The organism is Cellulomonas endophytica (assembly GCF_004123805.1).
Classification (GTDB): Bacteria; Actinomycetota; Actinomycetes; order Actinomycetales; family Cellulomonadaceae; genus Cellulomonas; species Cellulomonas endophytica.
In genome coordinates this window covers 53799-70794 of sequence record NZ_RWJX01000008.1, presented here as the reverse complement: position 1 = coordinate 70794, position 16996 = coordinate 53799, and the positions used below count along the sequence as shown (strand labels likewise).

The window sequence follows — 16996 nt, the reverse complement described above, 5'->3', positions numbered from 1 at the left end:
CGCGGCGCGGGATCGTCGCCCGCGTGGTGCTCTTCGTCCGCCAGGTCGTCGCCGAGCTGCGGAAGGTCGTCTGGCCGACCCGCACCGAGCTCCTGCGGTACACGGCCGTCGTGCTCGTGTTCGTCGCCGTGGTCATGGCGTTCGTGACGCTGGTGGACCTCGGCGTCGGCCGTCTGAGCTTCTGGGTCTTCGGGGGCTGACCGGTCCGGACCGGTCGTCCGCGCCACCCCGGACCGCCGGGCACCCCGCCGTGGTGCCGCACCGACGTCAGGGCGCCACGCGGCGCCCGGGAGAAAGAGGGTCACCGAACGTGTCGCAGCAGTCGCAGGAGCCCACGGGCGACCTCACGGATGACGTCGTCGACCCCGCCCGCAGCGAGCTCGAGGACGCGCTGACGTCCGTCGACGTCACGGACCTCGGGGGCGACCACCGCGTCGAGCACCCCGCTGACGACGCCGCCGACGACGTCGACGCCGTCGACGCGGCCGAGGCCGCCGACGAGGACGCCGGCAGCAGCGACGGGGACGACCTCCTCGCCGCGGTCGCCGCCTCGTCGGACGAGGACGACGACGAGCCCGCCGACGAGGACCCCGCCGACGAGGACCCCGCCGACGCGGAGCCGACGGACGAGGCCGCGCAGGACGAGGCCCCGCTGCCCGACGCGATCGACCCCGACGAGGACCCGGAGGGGGCGTTCCGCGAGAAGCTGCGCACCCTGCCCGGCGACTGGTACGTCATCCACTCCTACGCGGGGTACGAGAACCGCGTGAAGGCGAACCTGGAGAACCGGCGCCAGAGCCTCAACATGGAGGACTTCATCTACCAGGTGGAGGTCCCCATGGAGGAGGTCGTGGAGATCAAGAACGCGCAGCGCAAGCTCGTCAAGCGCGTGCGGATCCCGGGCTACGTCCTCGTGCGCATGGACCTCACCGACGAGTCGTGGGGCGCCGTGCGCCACACGCCGGGCGTGACGGGCTTCGTCGGGCACACCCACCAGCCCGTGCCGCTGACGCAGTCCGAGGTCTTCTCCATGCTGGCCCCGACGCTCGCGCCGAAGGCCAGCCCCGCGGCCCCGCAGAAGTCCGCGACCCCCATCGAGGTCGACTTCGTCGTGGGCGAGTCCGTGACGGTCACCGACGGCGGCCCCTTCGACACGCTCCCGGCGACGATCTCGGAGATCAACCCCGAGAACCAGAAGCTCAAGGTGCTCGTGTCCCTCTTCGGCCGGGAGACCCCGGTCGAGCTGTCCTTCGGCCAGGTCTCCAAGATCTGACCGACCGGCGCACCCGCGCCACCCGGGGCCCGCACCGCGGGCCCCCTGCAACCGGGTCATCGCCCACGGCGTCGGCCCACGAGTGAGAGAGCGAGGGCGTCATGCCCCCGAAGAAGAAGGTCACCGGCCTGATCAAGCTCCAGATCAAGGCCGGCGCGGCCACCCCCGCGCCGCCGATCGGCCCCGCGCTGGGCCAGCACGGCGTGAACATCATGGAGTTCTGCAAGGCGTACAACGCGGCGACCGAGGCCCAGCGCGGCAACGTCATCCCCGTCGAGATCACGGTGTACGAGGACCGCTCGTTCACCTTCGTCACGAAGACGCCGCCGGCGGCCGAGCTCATCAAGAAGGCCGCGGGCGTGGCCAAGGGCTCCGCGACGCCGCACACGGTCAAGGTCGCGACGCTGTCGGCCGACCAGGTCCGCGAGATCGCCACGACGAAGCTCGAGGACCTCAACGCCAACGACCTCGCCGCCGCCGAGAAGATCATCGCCGGCACCGCCCGATCCATGGGCATCAAGGTCGAGGCCTGACCCGTCGCACGACCGGCACCACCTGCACGACCCGCACGACCCCGTGGCGCACCCGCCGCGGGCCACCCGGTGGCAGGGCCCTGTGCGGCCCGAGGACCACGACTGCTGATCAGGAGAAGCAGATGCCCCAGCACAGCAAGGCGTACCGCGCCGCGCTCGAGAAGATCGAGGCCGGCCACGCGTACGCGCCCCTCGAGGCCATCCGTCTGGCCAAGGAGACGAGCACGTCCTCCTACGCCGCCACGGTCGAGGTGGCCTTCCGCCTCGGCGTCGACCCGCGCAAGGCGGACCAGATGGTCCGCGGCACGGTCAACCTGCCCCACGGCACGGGCAAGACCGCCCGCGTCATCGTGTTCGCCACGGGCGACCGGGCCGAGCAGGCCCGTGCCGCCGGTGCGGACGAGGTCGGCGGCGACGAGCTCATCGCCAAGGTCGCGGCCGGCTGGACCGACTTCGACTCGGCCGTCGCCACCCCCGACCTCATGGGCAAGGTCGGCCGTCTGGGCAAGGTGCTGGGCCCCCGCGGCCTCATGCCGAACCCCAAGACGGGCACCGTCACCATGGACGTGACGAAGGCCGTGACGGACATCAAGGGCGGCAAGATCGAGTTCCGCGTCGACAAGCACGCGAACCTGCACTTCATCATCGGCAAGACGTCGTTCTCCGACGTCGCGCTCGTGGAGAACTACGCGGCCGCCCTCGACGAGATCCTGCGTCTGAAGCCGGCCTCGTCGAAGGGTCGCTACGTCGCCAAGGCCACCGTCTCCACGACGAACGGCCCCGGCATCCTGCTGGACCAGAACCGCACGCGGAACCTCACGGAGGAGGAGGCGGCCTGAGCCGCACCCCTCCCGTGGGACCTGCAGGGCCCGGCACCTCGTGGTGCCGGGCCCTGCGCCGTCCCCGCTGCTCGTCGCACCGCCCCCGCCCCGGGGTGGGGAGGGGCGGCGATTTGGGCCTGCGCCCGCCGTGCCGTAGCCTGGACGACGCCCAAGACCGCCGGTCGTCGGCACACCTCCCTCCCGTCCCTGACGGGCGAGCGGTGCGCCGCCCGAAGTCCCGCAGCAGCGGGGGCCAGCGCAGGCGAGAGCTCCACCCCTCACGGCCCCGTGCCGTGGTGCGTGCCCGAGCCCCGCGCCTGCGCGGGGCTCCTGTCGTCTCCGGGGCACGGACGCGACCGGTGGCACCACCACCGGAAGGACTGCCATGGCGAAGCCGGACAAGGCCGCCGCGATCGCGGAGCTCACGGACCGCTTCCGTGAGTCGAACGCGGCCGTGCTGACCGAGTACCGCGGTCTCAGCGTGGCCCAGCTCAAGACGCTCCGGCGTTCCCTGAGCGGCGACGCGACCTACGCCGTGGTGAAGAACACGCTGACCGCCATCGCGGCGAAGGACGCCGGCGTCGCCGGTCTCGACGAGGCCCTCGCGGGTCCCTCGGCGATCGCCTTCGTGACCGGGGACCCCGTCTCCGTCGCCAAGGGTCTGCGTGACTTCGCCAGGGCGAACCCCGCGCTGGTCATCAAGGGGGGCGTCCTCGACGGCCGCGCCCTGACCGCCGCGGACGTCACCAAGCTCGCGGACCTCGAGTCCCGCGAGGTGCTGCTGGCGAAGGCCGCCGGCGCCATGAAGGCGTCGCTGAGCCAGGCCGTGTACCTCTTCGCCGCGCCGGCCTCGCAGGCCGCCCGCGTCGTCGAGGCGCTGCGCGCCCAGCAGGCCGGGGACACCGAGGAGAGCGCGGCCTGAGCCCTCGGGCCCACCGCCGACCCTCGGCCCCACCCCCGCGCTGCACCGCGCGGACCGCACCGCCCCTGACCACCCAGCCCCCACCGGTCGTCCGACCGGCGAGGACAGCCACGAAGGAGACGCCACCATGGCGAAGCTCAGCACCGCCGAGCTCATCGACGCGTTCAAGGACCTCACCCTCATCGAGCTCTCGGAGTTCGTGAAGGAGTTCGAGGAGACCTTCGGCGTGACCGCGGCCGCCCCGGTCGCCGTCGCCGCCCCGGCCGGTGCCGGCGGCGCCGCCGAGGTCGAGGCCGAGGAGGAGAAGGACTCGTTCGACGTCCTCCTCGACGCCATCGGCGACAAGAAGATCCAGGTCATCAAGGAGGTGCGCGCGCTCACGAGCCTCGGCCTCAAGGAGGCCAAGGACCTCGTCGACGCCGCCCCCAAGGCCGTCCTGGAGGGCGTGACCAAGGAGGCCGCCGAGAAGGCCAAGGCGCAGCTCGAGGGCGCCGGCGCCACCGTCACCCTCAAGTGACCCCCGCGCCGGCGCGCTGAGCGTGCCGGCGTCGCACGCCACGGAGGCCCGCACCCCCTCGGGGGTGCGGGCCTCTGCCGTGCCGGGCTGCGCCGTACCGGGCCCGCGCCGGGCGGCCGGCGGGGAGGGGGCCTTCAGCCCCCGTGGCCCCCGTGGCCGCCCCCGAGCAGGGGGACGAGCCCGTGCCCGCCGTGGGGGACCGCGGCGGCGCCGGCGGCGGTCGCCGCGAGCCCCGTCGTCGCCAGCGCCGCCGCCAGGACCGCGCCGAGCGCCAGGAGGAGCAGCCGGCCCGCGACCGCGCGCCCGGTGACCGGTGCGCCGCCGGCCGGGGCGGGCACGTGGACCGCCAGCCCCAGGCCGAGGCCCCCCGCGACGCCCAGGGCCAGCGCGCAGACCTCGGCGGTGCCCAGGGTCGCGGTGAGCAGGCCGCCCGCGGCGGAACCGGCGGCCGTGAGGACGAGGACCGCCGCGCCGACGCGCAGCGCCGGGCCCGGCCCGCGCAGGGCCAGCACGCCGGCCCCCAGGGCGAGCGCCGCCAGCGCCAGGAGCGCGGCACCGACCACGGGGTGGTGCGCCAGGTGCTCCGCGCCCACGCCCACCTGCACGAGCCCCCCGCCGATGCCCGCGAGGGCCCCCCAGCCGCGGGCGACGAACGCCGCGGGGCGCTCGGGCGGGAGGGCGGCGACGGCCGCCGGGGCGTGCCCGGCAGCCGCGAGCCGGGACGCGGGCGCGTCCGCCGCACCCCGCGGGGCCGGGCCGGGGGACGTCAGGGCGCCCCGGCCCGCCGCGCCGGCGGGCGCCGTGCCGTTCACGCCGTCCGGGTGCGCGGGGTCGTCGCCTTGTCCGCACCCAGGCCCACGGCCAGGAGGATGAGGGCGCTGCCCAGGTGCAGCACGTTGTCCGCGCCGTTGAGGGCGAGGATGTTCGCGGAGCTGTCGAGGATGAACAGGCCCACGACGCCCACGAGCAGGTAGACGGCGCCCACCGTGGTGTTCATGCCCTTGGCGGTGCTCACCTTCCGCGAGGCGGCGAGGAGCGCGGCTCCGATGAGCAGGTGGACGATGTTGTGCAGGCCGTTGACCTCGAAGCCGAGCAGCGAGCTGCCCTCCTGCCCGACGAAGGGCACGTCGCCGGTCACGGCGAAGCCGGCGAGGCCGACGAGCAGGTAGACGACGCCGAAGACCGCCCCGACGAGGCGGTTGGGGGACTGGGTCATGGTGAGATCCCTCCCGGGGCGGTGCCGCCCCTGGTCCAGGGCCGGGCGGTCGGCCCGGCGAGGTGACGGGCCGGTGCCCGTCCTCGGTCGTTCGGACCCCGCACCGTGCTGGACGGGTCGCTCACGGGAGCGGTGCGCGGGTCGTGCGGACCCGTGCACCTCCGACGATCCCCAGCCGCGCGCGGGTCCGCCACCGGAGCGGCGCCGCAGGGCGGTCACGATGTGGTCACGCCGTCCTCGCAGGTCACCGGTCTACGCCGCGGCGCCGGCCCCGGTGCGGCCGGCGGCGGGGCTGCGGCCGACGGGTGAACCCGGGGGTGGGACCGGGCCGCGCCGCTTCCCGCCCGGCCGCCGCGTGTGCCATCCTGTCCACGGCGACGAGGTGGTCGCCTGTGGAGGACCGGTGCCGCGCACGTGCGGGGTCGGTGCAGACTTCCACGAGACGTCCCCCCGGGGGCGCGCTGCTGCGCGCGGGGCTGGACGCGAGGGTGCTTCGCGCGTACGCTGTCGCTTTGCGCTGGCCTGTGTCCGCGACCCCGTATAACCCGAGCCCCTGACGCCGCACGTGCGCGAGCGTCCGGGGGCCCGCACGGCCGGGGGGTCGCGTCAAGCCGGGTCCGGCGCCGTGGCACACGATCCGCTGGGAAGGACCCCTCTTGGCTGCCTCGCGCACCCCTGCTGCACCCACCGCCGATGCGATCGCGAACCGCACCGCCTCGCGCCGCATCTCGTTCGCCAAGATCTACGAGCCCCTCGAGGTCCCCGACCTCCTCGGTCTGCAGACCGAGAGCTTCGACTGGCTGCTCGGCAACGAGCGCTGGCAGGCCCGCGTGGCCGCCGCCCTCGAGACCGGCCGCCAGGACGTCCCCGAGACCGCCGGTCTGGAGGAGATCTTCGAGGAGATCTCGCCGATCGAGGACTACGGGCAGACCATGTCGCTGTCCTTCCGCGAGCACCGCTTCGAGCCGGCGAAGTACACGGCCGACGAGTGCAAGGAGAAGGACTTCACCTTCGCCGCGCCCCTCTTCGTCACCGCCGAGTTCGTCAACTACACGACGGGCGAGATCAAGAGCCAGACCGTGTTCATGGGCGACTTCCCGCTCATGACGGAGCGCGGCACCTTCATCATCAACGGCACGGAGCGCGTCGTCGTCTCCCAGCTCGTCCGCTCCCCGGGCGTGTACTTCGAGCGCACCGCCGACAAGACGTCCGACAAGGACATCCTCTCGGCCAAGGTCATCCCCAGCCGCGGCGCCTGGCTCGAGTTCGAGATCGACAAGCGCGACAACGTGGGCGTGCGCGTCGACCGCAAGCGCAAGCAGAACGCCACGGTCCTGCTCAAGGCGCTCGGCATGTCGGTGGAGGAGATCCGCGCGGAGTTCGCGGACTTCCCGGCCGTGCTCGACACCCTCGACAAGGACCACGTCCTCACGCAGGACGAGGCCCTGCTCGACCTCTACCGCAAGATCCGTCCGGGCGACCCGCCCACGGTCGAGGCCGGCCGCGCGCTGCTCGAGAACTTCTACTTCAACCCCAAGCGCTACGACCTCGCGAAGGTCGGCCGCTACAAGGTGAACAAGAAGCTCGGCATCGACGTGCCGCTCGCGGACTCCGTCCTGTCCGTGGCCGACGTCGTCGCGACGATCAAGTACCTCGCCGCCCTGCACACCGAGGTCGACGCCCTGCCCGGGCAGCGCGCCGGCGAGGCCGTCGAGGTGCGCGTCGAGACCGACGACATCGACCACTTCGGCAACCGCCGCATCCGCGCCGTGGGCGAGCTCATCCAGAACCAGGTCCGCACGGGCCTGTCGCGGATGGAGCGCGTCGTGCGCGAGCGCATGACGACCCAGGACGTCGAGGCGATCACGCCGCAGACGCTCATCAACATCCGTCCCGTCGTGGCCTCCATCAAGGAGTTCTTCGGGACGAGCCAGCTGTCGCAGTTCATGGACCAGAACAACCCGCTCGCGGGCCTGACGCACAAGCGGCGTCTGTCGGCCCTCGGCCCGGGTGGTCTGTCGCGCGACCGCGCCGGCATGGAGGTCCGCGACGTCCACCCGTCGCACTACGGCCGCATGTGCCCCATCGAGACCCCCGAGGGCCCGAACATCGGCCTCATCGGGTCGCTGGCCACCTACGGGCGCATCAACCCCTTCGGGTTCGTCGAGACGCCGTACCGCCGGGTCGTCGACGGCATCGTCACCGACGAGGTCCACTACCTCACGGCCGACGACGAGGACCGCCACGTCATCGCCCAGGCCAACGTCCTGCTCAACGCGGACGGCACGTTCCAGGAGGACCGCGTCCTCGTCCGCATGAAGGGCGGCGAGCCCGACCTCGTGCCGGGCGCGACCGTGGACTACATGGACGTCTCGCCGCGCCAGATGGTGTCGGTCGCGACCGCCCTCATCCCGTTCCTCGAGCACGACGACGCGAACCGCGCCCTCATGGGCGCGAACATGCAGCGCCAGGCCGTGCCGCTGGTCCGCTCCGAGGCGCCGCTCGTCGGCACCGGCATGGAGCGCCGTGCGGCCGTCGACGCCGGCGACGTCATCGTCGCGACGAAGCCCGGCGTGGTGACGGAGGTCTCCGCGGACCTCATCACCGTCGCCAACGACGACGCGACGACGTCCACGTACCGCGTGGCGAAGTTCCGCCGCTCGAACCAGGGCACGAGCTACAACCAGCGCGTCCTCGTCGAGAACGGCGCCCGCGTCGAGGTCGGCTCCGTGCTGGCCGACGGCCCGGCGACGGACGAGGGCGAGCTCGCGCTCGGCCGCAACCTCCTCGTCGCGTTCATGTCGTGGGAGGGCCACAACTACGAGGACGCGATCATCCTCAGCCAGCGCCTCGTGCAGGACGACGTCCTCTCGTCGATCCACATCGAGGAGCACGAGGTCGACGCGCGCGACACGAAGCTCGGCCCCGAGGAGATCACGCGGGACATCCCGAACGTCTCCGAGGAGGTCCTCGCGGACCTCGACGAGCGGGGGATCATCCGCATCGGCGCCGAGGTCGCGGCGGGCGACGTGCTCGTCGGCAAGGTCACGCCCAAGGGCGAGACGGAGCTGACCCCGGAGGAGCGCCTGCTCCGCGCGATCTTCGGCGAGAAGGCGCGCGAGGTGCGCGACACCTCGCTCAAGGTGCCCCACGGCGAGTCCGGCACGGTCATCGAGGTGCGCACGTTCAGCCGCGAGGACGGCGACGAGCTGCCCGCCGGCGTGAACGAGCTGGTCCGGGTGTACATCGCCCAGCGCCGCAAGATCACGGACGGCGACAAGCTCGCCGGCCGCCACGGCAACAAGGGCGTCATCTCCAAGATCCTGCCCGTCGAGGACATGCCGTTCCTCGAGGACGGGACGCCGGTCGACGTCGTCCTCAACCCCATGGGCGTGCCCGGCCGCATGAACGTCGGCCAGGTCCTCGAGGTCCACCTCGGGTGGGTCGCGAAGCAGGGCTGGGACATCGAGCTGGCCGAGGGCGACGACCTGACGTGGCGCGACCAGGTGCCGCAGATCGCCGAGCGCTCCGAGCCCGGCACCCCGGTCGGCACCCCCGTCTTCGACGGCGTGCCCGAGGGCGTCCTCACGGGCCTGCTGTCCAGCACGCGCCCCAACCGGGACGGCGAGCGGATGGTCCAGGGCGACGGCAAGGCGCGGCTGTTCGACGGCCGCTCCGGCGAGCCGTTCCCGGACCCGGTGGCCGTGGGCTACATGTACATCCTCAAGCTCCACCACCTCGTCGACGACAAGATCCACGCCCGCTCGACCGGCCCGTACTCGATGATCACGCAGCAGCCGCTGGGTGGTAAGGCGCAGTTCGGCGGCCAGCGGTTCGGCGAGATGGAGGTCTGGGCCCTCGAGGCGTACGGCGCCGCCTACACGCTGCAGGAGCTCCTGACCATCAAGTCCGACGACGTGCCCGGCCGCGTCAAGGTCTACGAGGCGATCGTCAAGGGCGAGAACATCCCCGACTCGGGGATCCCGGAGTCCTTCAAGGTCCTCCTCAAGGAGATGCAGTCGCTCTGCCTGAACGTCGAGGTGCTGTCCGCGGACGGCGTCACGATCGACATGAAGGAGAACGACGACGAGGTCTACCGCGCGGCGGAGGAGCTCGGCATCGACCTGTCGCGCCGGCCGAACGCCAGCAGCGTCGAAGAGATCTGACGTCGAGCCGCCCGGCCCCACCGGGGCCGGGCGGCCCGCACCTTCCTCATTCTTTTCCCCCCGCTCGACGGACCGTGCCCGGCCCGTCGGCACCCGAAGGAAGTAGGACCCCCTTGCTCGACGTCAACGTCTTCGACCAGCTCCGCATCGGGCTGGCCACGGCCGACGACATCCGCTCCTGGTCCAAGGGCGAGGTCAAGAAGCCCGAGACCATCAACTACCGCACCCTGAAGCCGGAGAAGGACGGGCTCTTCTGCGAGAAGATCTTCGGCCCCACCCGGGACTGGGAGTGCTACTGCGGCAAGTACAAGCGCGTGCGCTTCAAGGGCATCATCTGCGAGCGCTGCGGCGTCGAGGTGACGCGCTCGAAGGTGCGCCGTGAGCGCATGGGCCACATCGAGCTCGCCGCGCCCGTCACGCACATCTGGTTCTTCAAGGGCGTGCCCTCGCGCCTGGGCTACCTGCTCGACCTCGCGCCGAAGGACCTCGAGAAGGTCATCTACTTCGCCGCGTACATGATCACGTCGGTCGACGAGGACGGCCGCCAGGCCGACCTCCCGAACCTCCAGAACGGCATCGACCTGGAGAAGAAGGAGATCGCCGACCGTCGCGACAACGACATCAACGCCCGCGCCGCGAAGCTCGAGGCCGACCTGGCCGAGCTCGAGGCCGAGGGTGCGAAGTCGGACGTCCGTCGCAAGGTGCGCGACTCCGCCGAGCGCGAGATGGCGCAGCTGCGCAAGCGTGCGGACAACGAGATCGAGCGCATCGACCAGGTGTGGGACCGGTTCAAGAACCTCAAGGTCGCGGACCTCGAGGGCGACGAGATGCTCTACCGGCAGCTCGTCGACCGGTTCGGCATCTACTTCGAGGGCAGCATGGGCGCCGCCGCCATCCAGAAGCGCCTCGAGGCGTTCGACCTGGAGGCCGAGGCCGACAACCTGCGCGAGATCATCCGCTCGGGCAAGGGCCAGCGGAAGACCCGTGCGCTCAAGCGCCTCAAGGTCGTCAACGCGTTCCTCACGACGAGCAACTCGCCCACGGGCATGGTCCTCGACGCGGTCCCGGTCATCCCGCCGGACCTGCGCCCCATGGTCCAGCTCGACGGCGGCCGCTTCGCCACGTCGGACCTCAACGACCTCTACCGCCGCGTCATCAACCGGAACAACCGCCTCAAGCGGCTCCTGGACCTCGGCGCGCCGGAGATCATCGTCAACAACGAGAAGCGGATGCTCCAGGAGGCCGTCGACTCGCTGTTCGACAACGGCCGCCGCGGCCGGCCCGTCACGGGCCCGGGCAACCGTCCGCTGAAGTCCATCTCCGACATGCTCAAGGGCAAGCAGGGCCGGTTCCGCCAGAACCTGCTCGGCAAGCGCGTCGACTACTCCGGCCGTTCGGTCATCGTCGTCGGCCCGCAGCTCAAGCTGCACCAGTGCGGCCTGCCCAAGCAGATGGCGCTCGAGCTCTTCAAGCCCTTCGTCATGAAGCGGCTCGTCGACCTCAACCACGCGCAGAACATCAAGTCGGCCAAGCGCATGGTCGAGCGCGCGCGCCCCGTCGTCTGGGACGTGCTCGAGGAGGTCATCACGGAGCACCCGGTCCTGCTGAACCGGGCGCCGACGCTGCACCGCCTCGGCATCCAGGCCTTCGAGCCGCAGCTCGTCGAGGGCAAGGCGATCCACCTGCACCCGCTCGTCTGCGGCGCGTTCAACGCCGACTTCGACGGCGACCAGATGGCCGTCCACCTGCCCCTGAGCGCGGAGGCGCAGGCCGAGGCCCGCATCCTCATGCTCTCGAGCAACAACATCCTCAAGCCGTCCGACGGCCGCCCCGTGACCATGCCCTCCCAGGACATGATCATCGGCCTGTTCCACCTCACGTCCGACAAGGACGACCCGGTGGGCGCCGGCCGCGCGTTCAGCTCCGTGGCCGAGGCGATCATGGCCTTCGACCAGGGCAGCCTGGACCTCAACGCGGTCGTGCGGATCCGCTTCGACGACCTCGTCCTCGCCGAGGGCGACGCGCCCGAGGGCTGGACCCCGGGCGAGCCGCTCCTGTACGAGACGACCCTCGGCCGGGCCCTGTTCAACGAGCTGCTGCCCGTGGACTACCCGTACGAGAACGGCGTCGTCGACAAGAAGCGCCTCTCGGCGATCATCAACGACCTGGCGGAGCGCTACCCCAAGGTGGACGTCGCCGCGTCGCTGGACGCCTTCAAGGAGGCCGGCTTCCGCTGGGCCACCCGCTCGGGCGTCACCATCGCGATCTCCGACGTCGCGGCCCCGGCCGAGAAGCAGGCGATCCTCGAGGAGCACGAGGCGCGGGCCGCCAAGGTCCAGAGCCAGTACGAGAAGGGCCTGATCACCGACGACGAGCGCCGCCAGGAGCTCATCGAGATCTGGAACCAGGCCACGGAGAAGGTCGCCAAGGCGATGCTGGAGAACTTCCCGGCGCGCAACACGGTGTACCGGATGGTCGGCTCGGGTGCCCGCGGCAACTGGATGCAGGTCCGCCAGATCGCCGGCATGCGCGGCCTCGTCGCCAACCCCAAGGGCGAGATCATCCCGCGGCCGATCAAGTCCAACTACCGCGAGGGCCTGTCGGTCCTCGAGTACTTCATCGCCACGCACGGTGCCCGCAAGGGTCTGGCGGACACCGCCCTGCGGACCGCCGACTCGGGCTACCTCACGCGTCGTCTCGTCGACGTCTCCCAGGACGTCATCGTCCGCGAGGACGACTGCGGGACGGAGCGCGGGCTCACGATGCCGATCGCGGTCGAGGGCCGCGACGGCGCGCTGCGCCTGCACGACAAGGTGGAGACCAGCGTCTTCTCGCGGAGCCTCGCGACGGACGTGGAGGTCGACGGCGAGGTCGTCGGGCACGCGGGGGAGGACGTCGGCGACGTCCTGCTCCAGCGCCTGCTCGAGGCCGGCGTCACGACCCTCAAGGTCCGCTCCGTGCTCACCTGCACCTCGCGCGTCGGCACCTGCGCGAAGTGCTACGGCCGCTCCCTGGCCACGGGCAAGCTCGTCGACATCGGCGAGGCCGTCGGCATCATCGCGGCCCAGTCCATCGGCGAGCCCGGCACCCAGCTGACGATGCGCACGTTCCACACCGGTGGTGTGGCGAGCGCGGAGGACATCACGCAGGGTCTGCCGCGCGTCCAGGAGCTCTTCGAGGCCCGCACCCCCAAGGGTGAGGCGCCCATCGCGGAGTTCTCCGGCCGCGTGACGATCGAGGAGGGGGACCGGTCCCGCCGGATCGTCCTCACCCCCGACGACGGCTCGGAGGAGATCGCCTACCCGATCACGAAGCGCTCGCGCCTCGTGGTCTCGGACGGCGACCACGTCCAGGTCGGCACCCAGCTCGTCGCGGGCGCCGTCGACCCGAAGAAGGTGCTGCGCATCCTCGGCCCGCGGGCCACGCAGAAGCACCTGGTCGACGAGGTGCAGGAGGTCTACCGCTCCCAGGGCGTGGACATCCACGACAAGCACATCGAGGTCATCGTGCGGCAGATGCTGCGCCGCGTGACGGTGCTCGACTCCGGCGACACCGACCTGCTGCCCGGCGAGCTCGCCGAGCGGGGCCGGTTCGAGGACGCGAACCGCAGGGCCGTGTCCGAGGGGGGCCAGCCGGCCTCCGGCCGCCCGGAGCTCATGGGCATCACGAAGGCCTCGCTCGCGACGGAGTCGTGGCTGTCGGCGGCCTCCTTCCAGGAGACGACGCGCGTCCTCACCGAGGCCGCGATGTCGGGCCGCTCCGACCCGCTGCTCGGCCTCAAGGAGAACGTCATCCTCGGCAAGCTCATCCCCGCGGGGACGGGCCTGGCGCGGTACAACGAGATCCGCGTGGAGCCGACGGAGTCCGCCAAGGCCGAGCTGTACCCGGCCTTCGGCTACGACGAGATCGACTTCCCGGCGCTGGGCTTCGGCTCCGGCGACGCGATCCCGCTCGAGGACATCGACTTCGGCAGCGACTACCGCTGACCGTCGCGAGCCCGCCGGTACCGGGGGCCCGTTGGACAGGGGTGCCCGGACGGGCGGCCCACGCCGCCTTTTGACCGCCTGAGCGGTGCCGGGTACCGTTGGACCTCGTGCCCGCGTCGTCGGGCCTCTGTGCTGTGCTCGTCGGCCGATGCCACGGGCACCGGGACGCCACCACGCCACCCTCCTCGCACCGCGGGGTCGAGCGCGCGGGACGGACCGGGGCGACACGCCCGGGCGCGGGGGTCGCTGCGGGACGCAAGACCTGCCGGAGCAGCCGTGACGAGCGGCGAGCCGGGACCGTGCCGGCCGTCCAGGGTGACGGGTCCGGTCGACCAGAGAAGATCCGACAGACGGAGACGTAGTGCCCACGATCCAGCAGCTGGTCCGCAAGGGCCGGCAGGCGAAGTCGAACAAGTCGAAGACGCCTGCCCTGAAGGGCTCCCCCCAGCGACGCGGTGTCTGCACCCGCGTCTACACCACGACCCCCAAGAAGCCGAACTCGGCCCTCCGCAAGGTGGCCCGCGTCCGTCTGTCGAGCCAGGTCGAGGTCACCGCGTACATCCCGGGCGTCGGCCACAACCTGCAGGAGCACTCCATCGTGCTCGTGCGCGGCGGCCGTGTGAAGGACCTCCCCGGCGTGCGCTACAAGATCGTCCGCGGCGCCCTCGACACCCAGGGCGTCAAGAACCGCAAGCAGGCGCGCAGCCGCTACGGCGCGAAGAAGGTGGGCTGATGCCTCGCAAGGGTCCGGCCCCGAAGCGGCCGCTGATCGTCGACCCCGTCTACGGGTCCCCGGTCGTCACGCAGCTCATCAACAAGGTCCTCCTCGACGGCAAGAAGACCGTCGCGGAGTCCATCGTCTACGGCGCCCTCGAGGGCGTCCGTGAGAAGACGCAGTCCGACCCGGTCGTCGTCCTCAAGCGCGCGCTCGACAACGTGCGCCCCGCGCTCGAGGTCCGCTCCCGCCGCGTCGGCGGCGCGACCTACCAGGTCCCCGTCGAGGTGCGCCCCGTGCGCGCGACGACGCTGGCGCTGCGCTGGCTGACGGACTTCTCCCGCGCCCGCCGCGAGAAGACGATGACCGAGCGTCTGATGAACGAGATCCTCGACGCGTCGAACGGCCTCGGTGCCGCGGTCAAGCGCCGCGAGGACATGCACAAGATGGCCGAGTCCAACCGGGCGTTCGCGCACTACCGCTGGTGACCCCCGCCGCCGTGCCGCGGCCGGCCCGCCCCCCTCGGGGTGCGGCGCCGGCGCGGCGCGGCGGACGGCCCACGGCCGGTCGTCGACCGGACGCGCGCCCCGACCGCCTCACCGGACCGCTCGTCGCGGCCTGGCAGGCCCGCTGACCGACTGCCAACCGACAAGGGGCAAACCACGTGGCACTGGACGTGCTGACGGACCTCACGAAGGTCCGCAACATCGGCATCATGGCGCACATCGATGCCGGCAAGACGACGACCACCGAGCGGATCCTGTTCTACACCGGGGTCAGCTACAAGATCGGCGAGGTCCACGACGGCGCCGCCACGATGGACTGGATGGAGCAGGAGCAGGAGCGCGGCATCACCATCACGTCCGCCGCGACGACCTGCTTCTGGAACGACAACCAGATCAACATCATCGACACCCCCGGCCACGTCGACTTCACGGTCGAGGTCGAGCGCTCCCTGCGCGTCCTCGACGGCGCCGTCGCCGTCTTCGACGGCAAGGAGGGCGTCGAGCCCCAGTCCGAGACGGTGTGGCGGCAGGCGGACAAGTACGACGTCCCCCGCATCTGCTTCGTCAACAAGATGGACAAGCTCGGCGCGGACTTCTACTTCACCGTCGACACGATCGTCAACCGCCTCAAGGCCAAGCCGCTGGTCATCCAGCTGCCGATCGGCTCCGAGGGCGGCTTCACGGGCGTCGTGGACCTCGTCGAGATGCGTGCCCTCGTGTGGCACGGCGAGACGAAGCTCGGCGAGAAGTACGACATCGAGGAGATCCCGGCGGACCTGGCCGAGCGCGCCGCGGAGTACCGCGCCGCCCTCGTCGAGGCCGTCGCGGAGGCGGACGACGAGCTGCTCGAGAAGTTCCTCGGCGGCGAGGAGCTGACGACGGCCGAGATCAAGGCCGGCATCCGCAAGCTGACGATCTCCTCGGAGGCCTACCCGGTCCTCTGCGGCTCCGCGTTCAAGAACAAGGGCGTCCAGCCCATGCTCGACGCGGTCATCGACTACCTGCCGTCGCCGCTCGACGTCCCCGCGGTCGAGGGCCACGACGTCAAGGACGAGGAGCTCGTCGTCATGCGTCACGCCGACGCGACGGAGCCGTTCTCGGCGCTGGCGTTCAAGATCGCGGCGCACCCGTTCTTCGGCAAGCTCACCTACGTCCGGGTCTACTCGGGCAAGGTCCCCTCCGGCGCCCAGGTCATCAACTCGACCAAGGGCAAGAAGGAGCGCATCGGGAAGCTCTTCCAGATGCACTCCAACAAGGAGAACCCGGTGGAGGAGGCCCAGGCGGGCCACATCTACGCGTTCATCGGCCTCAAGGACACGACGACGGGCGACACCCTGTGCGACCCGCAGTCGCAGGTGATCCTCGAGTCGATGACCTTCCCGGAGCCCGTCATCGACGTGGCGATCGAGCCCAAGACGAAGGGTGACCAGGAGAAGCTCTCCACGGCCATCCAGAAGCTCGCCGAGGAGGACCCGACCTTCCGGGTGCGCCTCGACGAGGAGACCGGCCAGACCGTCATCGGCGGCATGGGCGAGCTCCACCTCGACATCCTCGTCGACCGCATGCGGCGCGAGTTCAAGGTCGAGGCCAACGTCGGCAAGCCGCAGGTGGCCTACCGCGAGACCATCCGCCGCGCGGTGGAGAAGATCGACTACGTCCACAAGAAGCAGACGGGCGGCTCGGGCCAGTACGCCAAGGTCCAGATGTCGTTCGCGCCGCTGGACCCGGCCGAGGGCGAGCTCTACGAGTTCGAGAACAAGGTCACCGGCGGCCGCATCCCGCGCGAGTACATCCCGTCCGTCGACCAGGGCATCCAGTCCGCGATGCAGCTCGGCGTCCTCGCCGGGTTCCCGCTCGTGGGCGTCAAGGCCACCCTGCTCGACGGCGCGTACCACGACGTCGACTCCTCGGAGATGGCGTTCAAGATCGCGGGCTCCATGATCCTCAAGGAGGCCGTCCGCAAGGCCGACCCGGTGCTCCTCGAGCCCGTCATGGCCGTCGAGGTGCGCACGCCCGAGGACTACATGGGCGACGTCATCGGCGACCTGAACTCGCGCCGCGGGATGATCCAGTCCATGGAGGACGCCACCGGCGTCAAGGTGGTCCGCGCCCAGGTCCCGCTGTCGGAGATGTTCGGCTACGTCGGCGACCTCCGGTCGAAGACGCAGGGCCGCGCGGTCTACTCCATGCAGTTCGACAGCTACGCCGAGGTGCCGCGCAATGTCGCCGAGGAGATCATCAAGAAGACCCGGGGCGAGTAGTCCCGCCGGGTCCGCGCCGGCGGCGGCCTCTGGCCGCCGCCCGGTGCGGCCCCATCCAGCACGACCACCCGACCCGGAGG

The 16996-nt window shown here is 71.4% G+C and carries 13 protein-coding genes; 11 read left to right on the top strand and 2 right to left on the bottom strand.

Annotation, left to right across the window (positions count from 1 at the left end; translation table 11 throughout):
* The first annotated feature begins 23 nt into the window (after positions 1 to 23).
* From secE to rplL, 6 genes are all read left to right on the top strand, one after another.
* A complete protein-coding gene (gene secE, locus EJA20_RS04260; RefSeq protein ID WP_420836400.1) occupies positions 24 to 200 on the top strand; it encodes a preprotein translocase subunit SecE in 177 nt (58 codons plus the stop codon).
* Positions 201 to 310: 110 nt separating this feature from the next.
* Complete coding sequence (gene nusG / locus EJA20_RS04255; protein WP_240675014.1) at positions 311 to 1273, top strand: transcription termination/antitermination protein NusG; 963 nt, start codon at positions 311 to 313, stop codon at positions 1271 to 1273.
* A gap of 101 nt (positions 1274 to 1374) precedes the next feature.
* Entirely contained in the window at positions 1375 to 1806 is a 432-nt protein-coding gene (gene rplK, locus EJA20_RS04250) for a 50S ribosomal protein L11 (RefSeq protein ID WP_129336928.1), read from the top strand.
* Between the two features lie 122 nt (positions 1807 to 1928).
* Positions 1929 to 2645: a 50S ribosomal protein L1 gene (gene rplA, locus EJA20_RS04245; RefSeq protein ID WP_129336927.1), complete on the top strand. Its 717-nt coding sequence runs from the start codon at positions 1929 to 1931 to the stop codon at positions 2643 to 2645.
* Positions 2646 to 3012: 367 nt separating this feature from the next.
* On the top strand, positions 3013 to 3549 hold the full coding sequence (gene rplJ / locus EJA20_RS04240) for a 50S ribosomal protein L10 (RefSeq protein ID WP_129336926.1): 537 nt from the start codon (positions 3013 to 3015) through the stop codon (positions 3547 to 3549).
* Positions 3550 to 3676: 127 nt separating this feature from the next.
* Positions 3677 to 4066: a 50S ribosomal protein L7/L12 gene (gene rplL, locus EJA20_RS04235; RefSeq protein ID WP_129336925.1), complete on the top strand. Its 390-nt coding sequence runs from the start codon at positions 3677 to 3679 to the stop codon at positions 4064 to 4066.
* Positions 4067 to 4200: 134 nt separating this feature from the next.
* Here the strand turns inward: rplL and EJA20_RS04230 are convergent, their stop codons facing one another.
* Positions 4201 to 4878, bottom strand: coding sequence for a hypothetical protein (locus EJA20_RS04230; RefSeq protein ID WP_129336924.1), 678 nt, complete (start codon positions 4876 to 4878; stop codon positions 4201 to 4203).
* On the bottom strand, positions 4875 to 5282 hold the full coding sequence (locus tag EJA20_RS04225) for a DUF4383 domain-containing protein (protein WP_129336923.1): 408 nt from the start codon (positions 5280 to 5282) through the stop codon (positions 4875 to 4877). Before EJA20_RS04225 ends, EJA20_RS04230 begins: the two co-directional genes overlap by 4 nt.
* A gap of 656 nt (positions 5283 to 5938) precedes the next feature.
* Here EJA20_RS04225 and rpoB point away from each other — a divergent pair.
* The 5 genes from rpoB (at position 5939) to fusA (ending at position 16916) form a co-directional block, all read left to right on the top strand.
* Positions 5939 to 9448: a DNA-directed RNA polymerase subunit beta gene (gene rpoB, locus EJA20_RS04220; RefSeq protein ID WP_129336922.1), complete on the top strand. Its 3510-nt coding sequence runs from the start codon at positions 5939 to 5941 to the stop codon at positions 9446 to 9448.
* Positions 9449 to 9561: 113 nt separating this feature from the next.
* Positions 9562 to 13434, top strand: a complete 3873-nt coding sequence (locus tag EJA20_RS04215; RefSeq protein ID WP_129336921.1) for a DNA-directed RNA polymerase subunit beta' — start codon at positions 9562 to 9564, stop codon at positions 13432 to 13434.
* Between the two features lie 361 nt (positions 13435 to 13795).
* The gene (gene rpsL, locus EJA20_RS04210) at positions 13796 to 14167 is read left to right on the top strand and encodes a 30S ribosomal protein S12 (protein WP_028050107.1); all 372 of its coding nucleotides are present in this window, start codon (positions 13796 to 13798) and stop codon (positions 14165 to 14167) included.
* Complete coding sequence (gene rpsG / locus EJA20_RS04205) at positions 14167 to 14637, top strand: 30S ribosomal protein S7 (protein WP_129336920.1); 471 nt, start codon at positions 14167 to 14169, stop codon at positions 14635 to 14637. Before rpsL ends, rpsG begins: the two co-directional genes overlap by 1 nt.
* A gap of 176 nt (positions 14638 to 14813) precedes the next feature.
* A complete protein-coding gene (fusA, locus tag EJA20_RS04200; RefSeq protein ID WP_129336919.1) occupies positions 14814 to 16916 on the top strand; it encodes an elongation factor G in 2103 nt (700 codons plus the stop codon).
* Positions 16917 to 16996 lie beyond the last annotated feature (80 nt).

Bases quoted from the DNA above. Each gene is read 5' to 3' on its own strand.
- rplK (WP_129336928.1), top strand. From the start codon at position 1,375: ATGCCCCCGAAGAAGAAGGTCACCGGCCTGATCAAGCTCCAGATCAAG.
- EJA20_RS04225 (WP_129336923.1), bottom strand. From the start codon at position 5,282: ATGACCCAGTCCCCCAACCGCCTCGTCGGGGCGGTCTTCGGCGTCGTC.
- rpsG (WP_129336920.1), top strand. From the start codon at position 14,167: ATGCCTCGCAAGGGTCCGGCCCCGAAGCGGCCGCTGATCGTCGACCCC.
- rplL (WP_129336925.1), top strand. From the start codon at position 3,677: ATGGCGAAGCTCAGCACCGCCGAGCTCATCGACGCGTTCAAGGACCTC.
- rplA (WP_129336927.1), top strand. From the start codon at position 1,929: ATGCCCCAGCACAGCAAGGCGTACCGCGCCGCGCTCGAGAAGATCGAG.
- rplJ (WP_129336926.1), top strand. From the start codon at position 3,013: ATGGCGAAGCCGGACAAGGCCGCCGCGATCGCGGAGCTCACGGACCGC.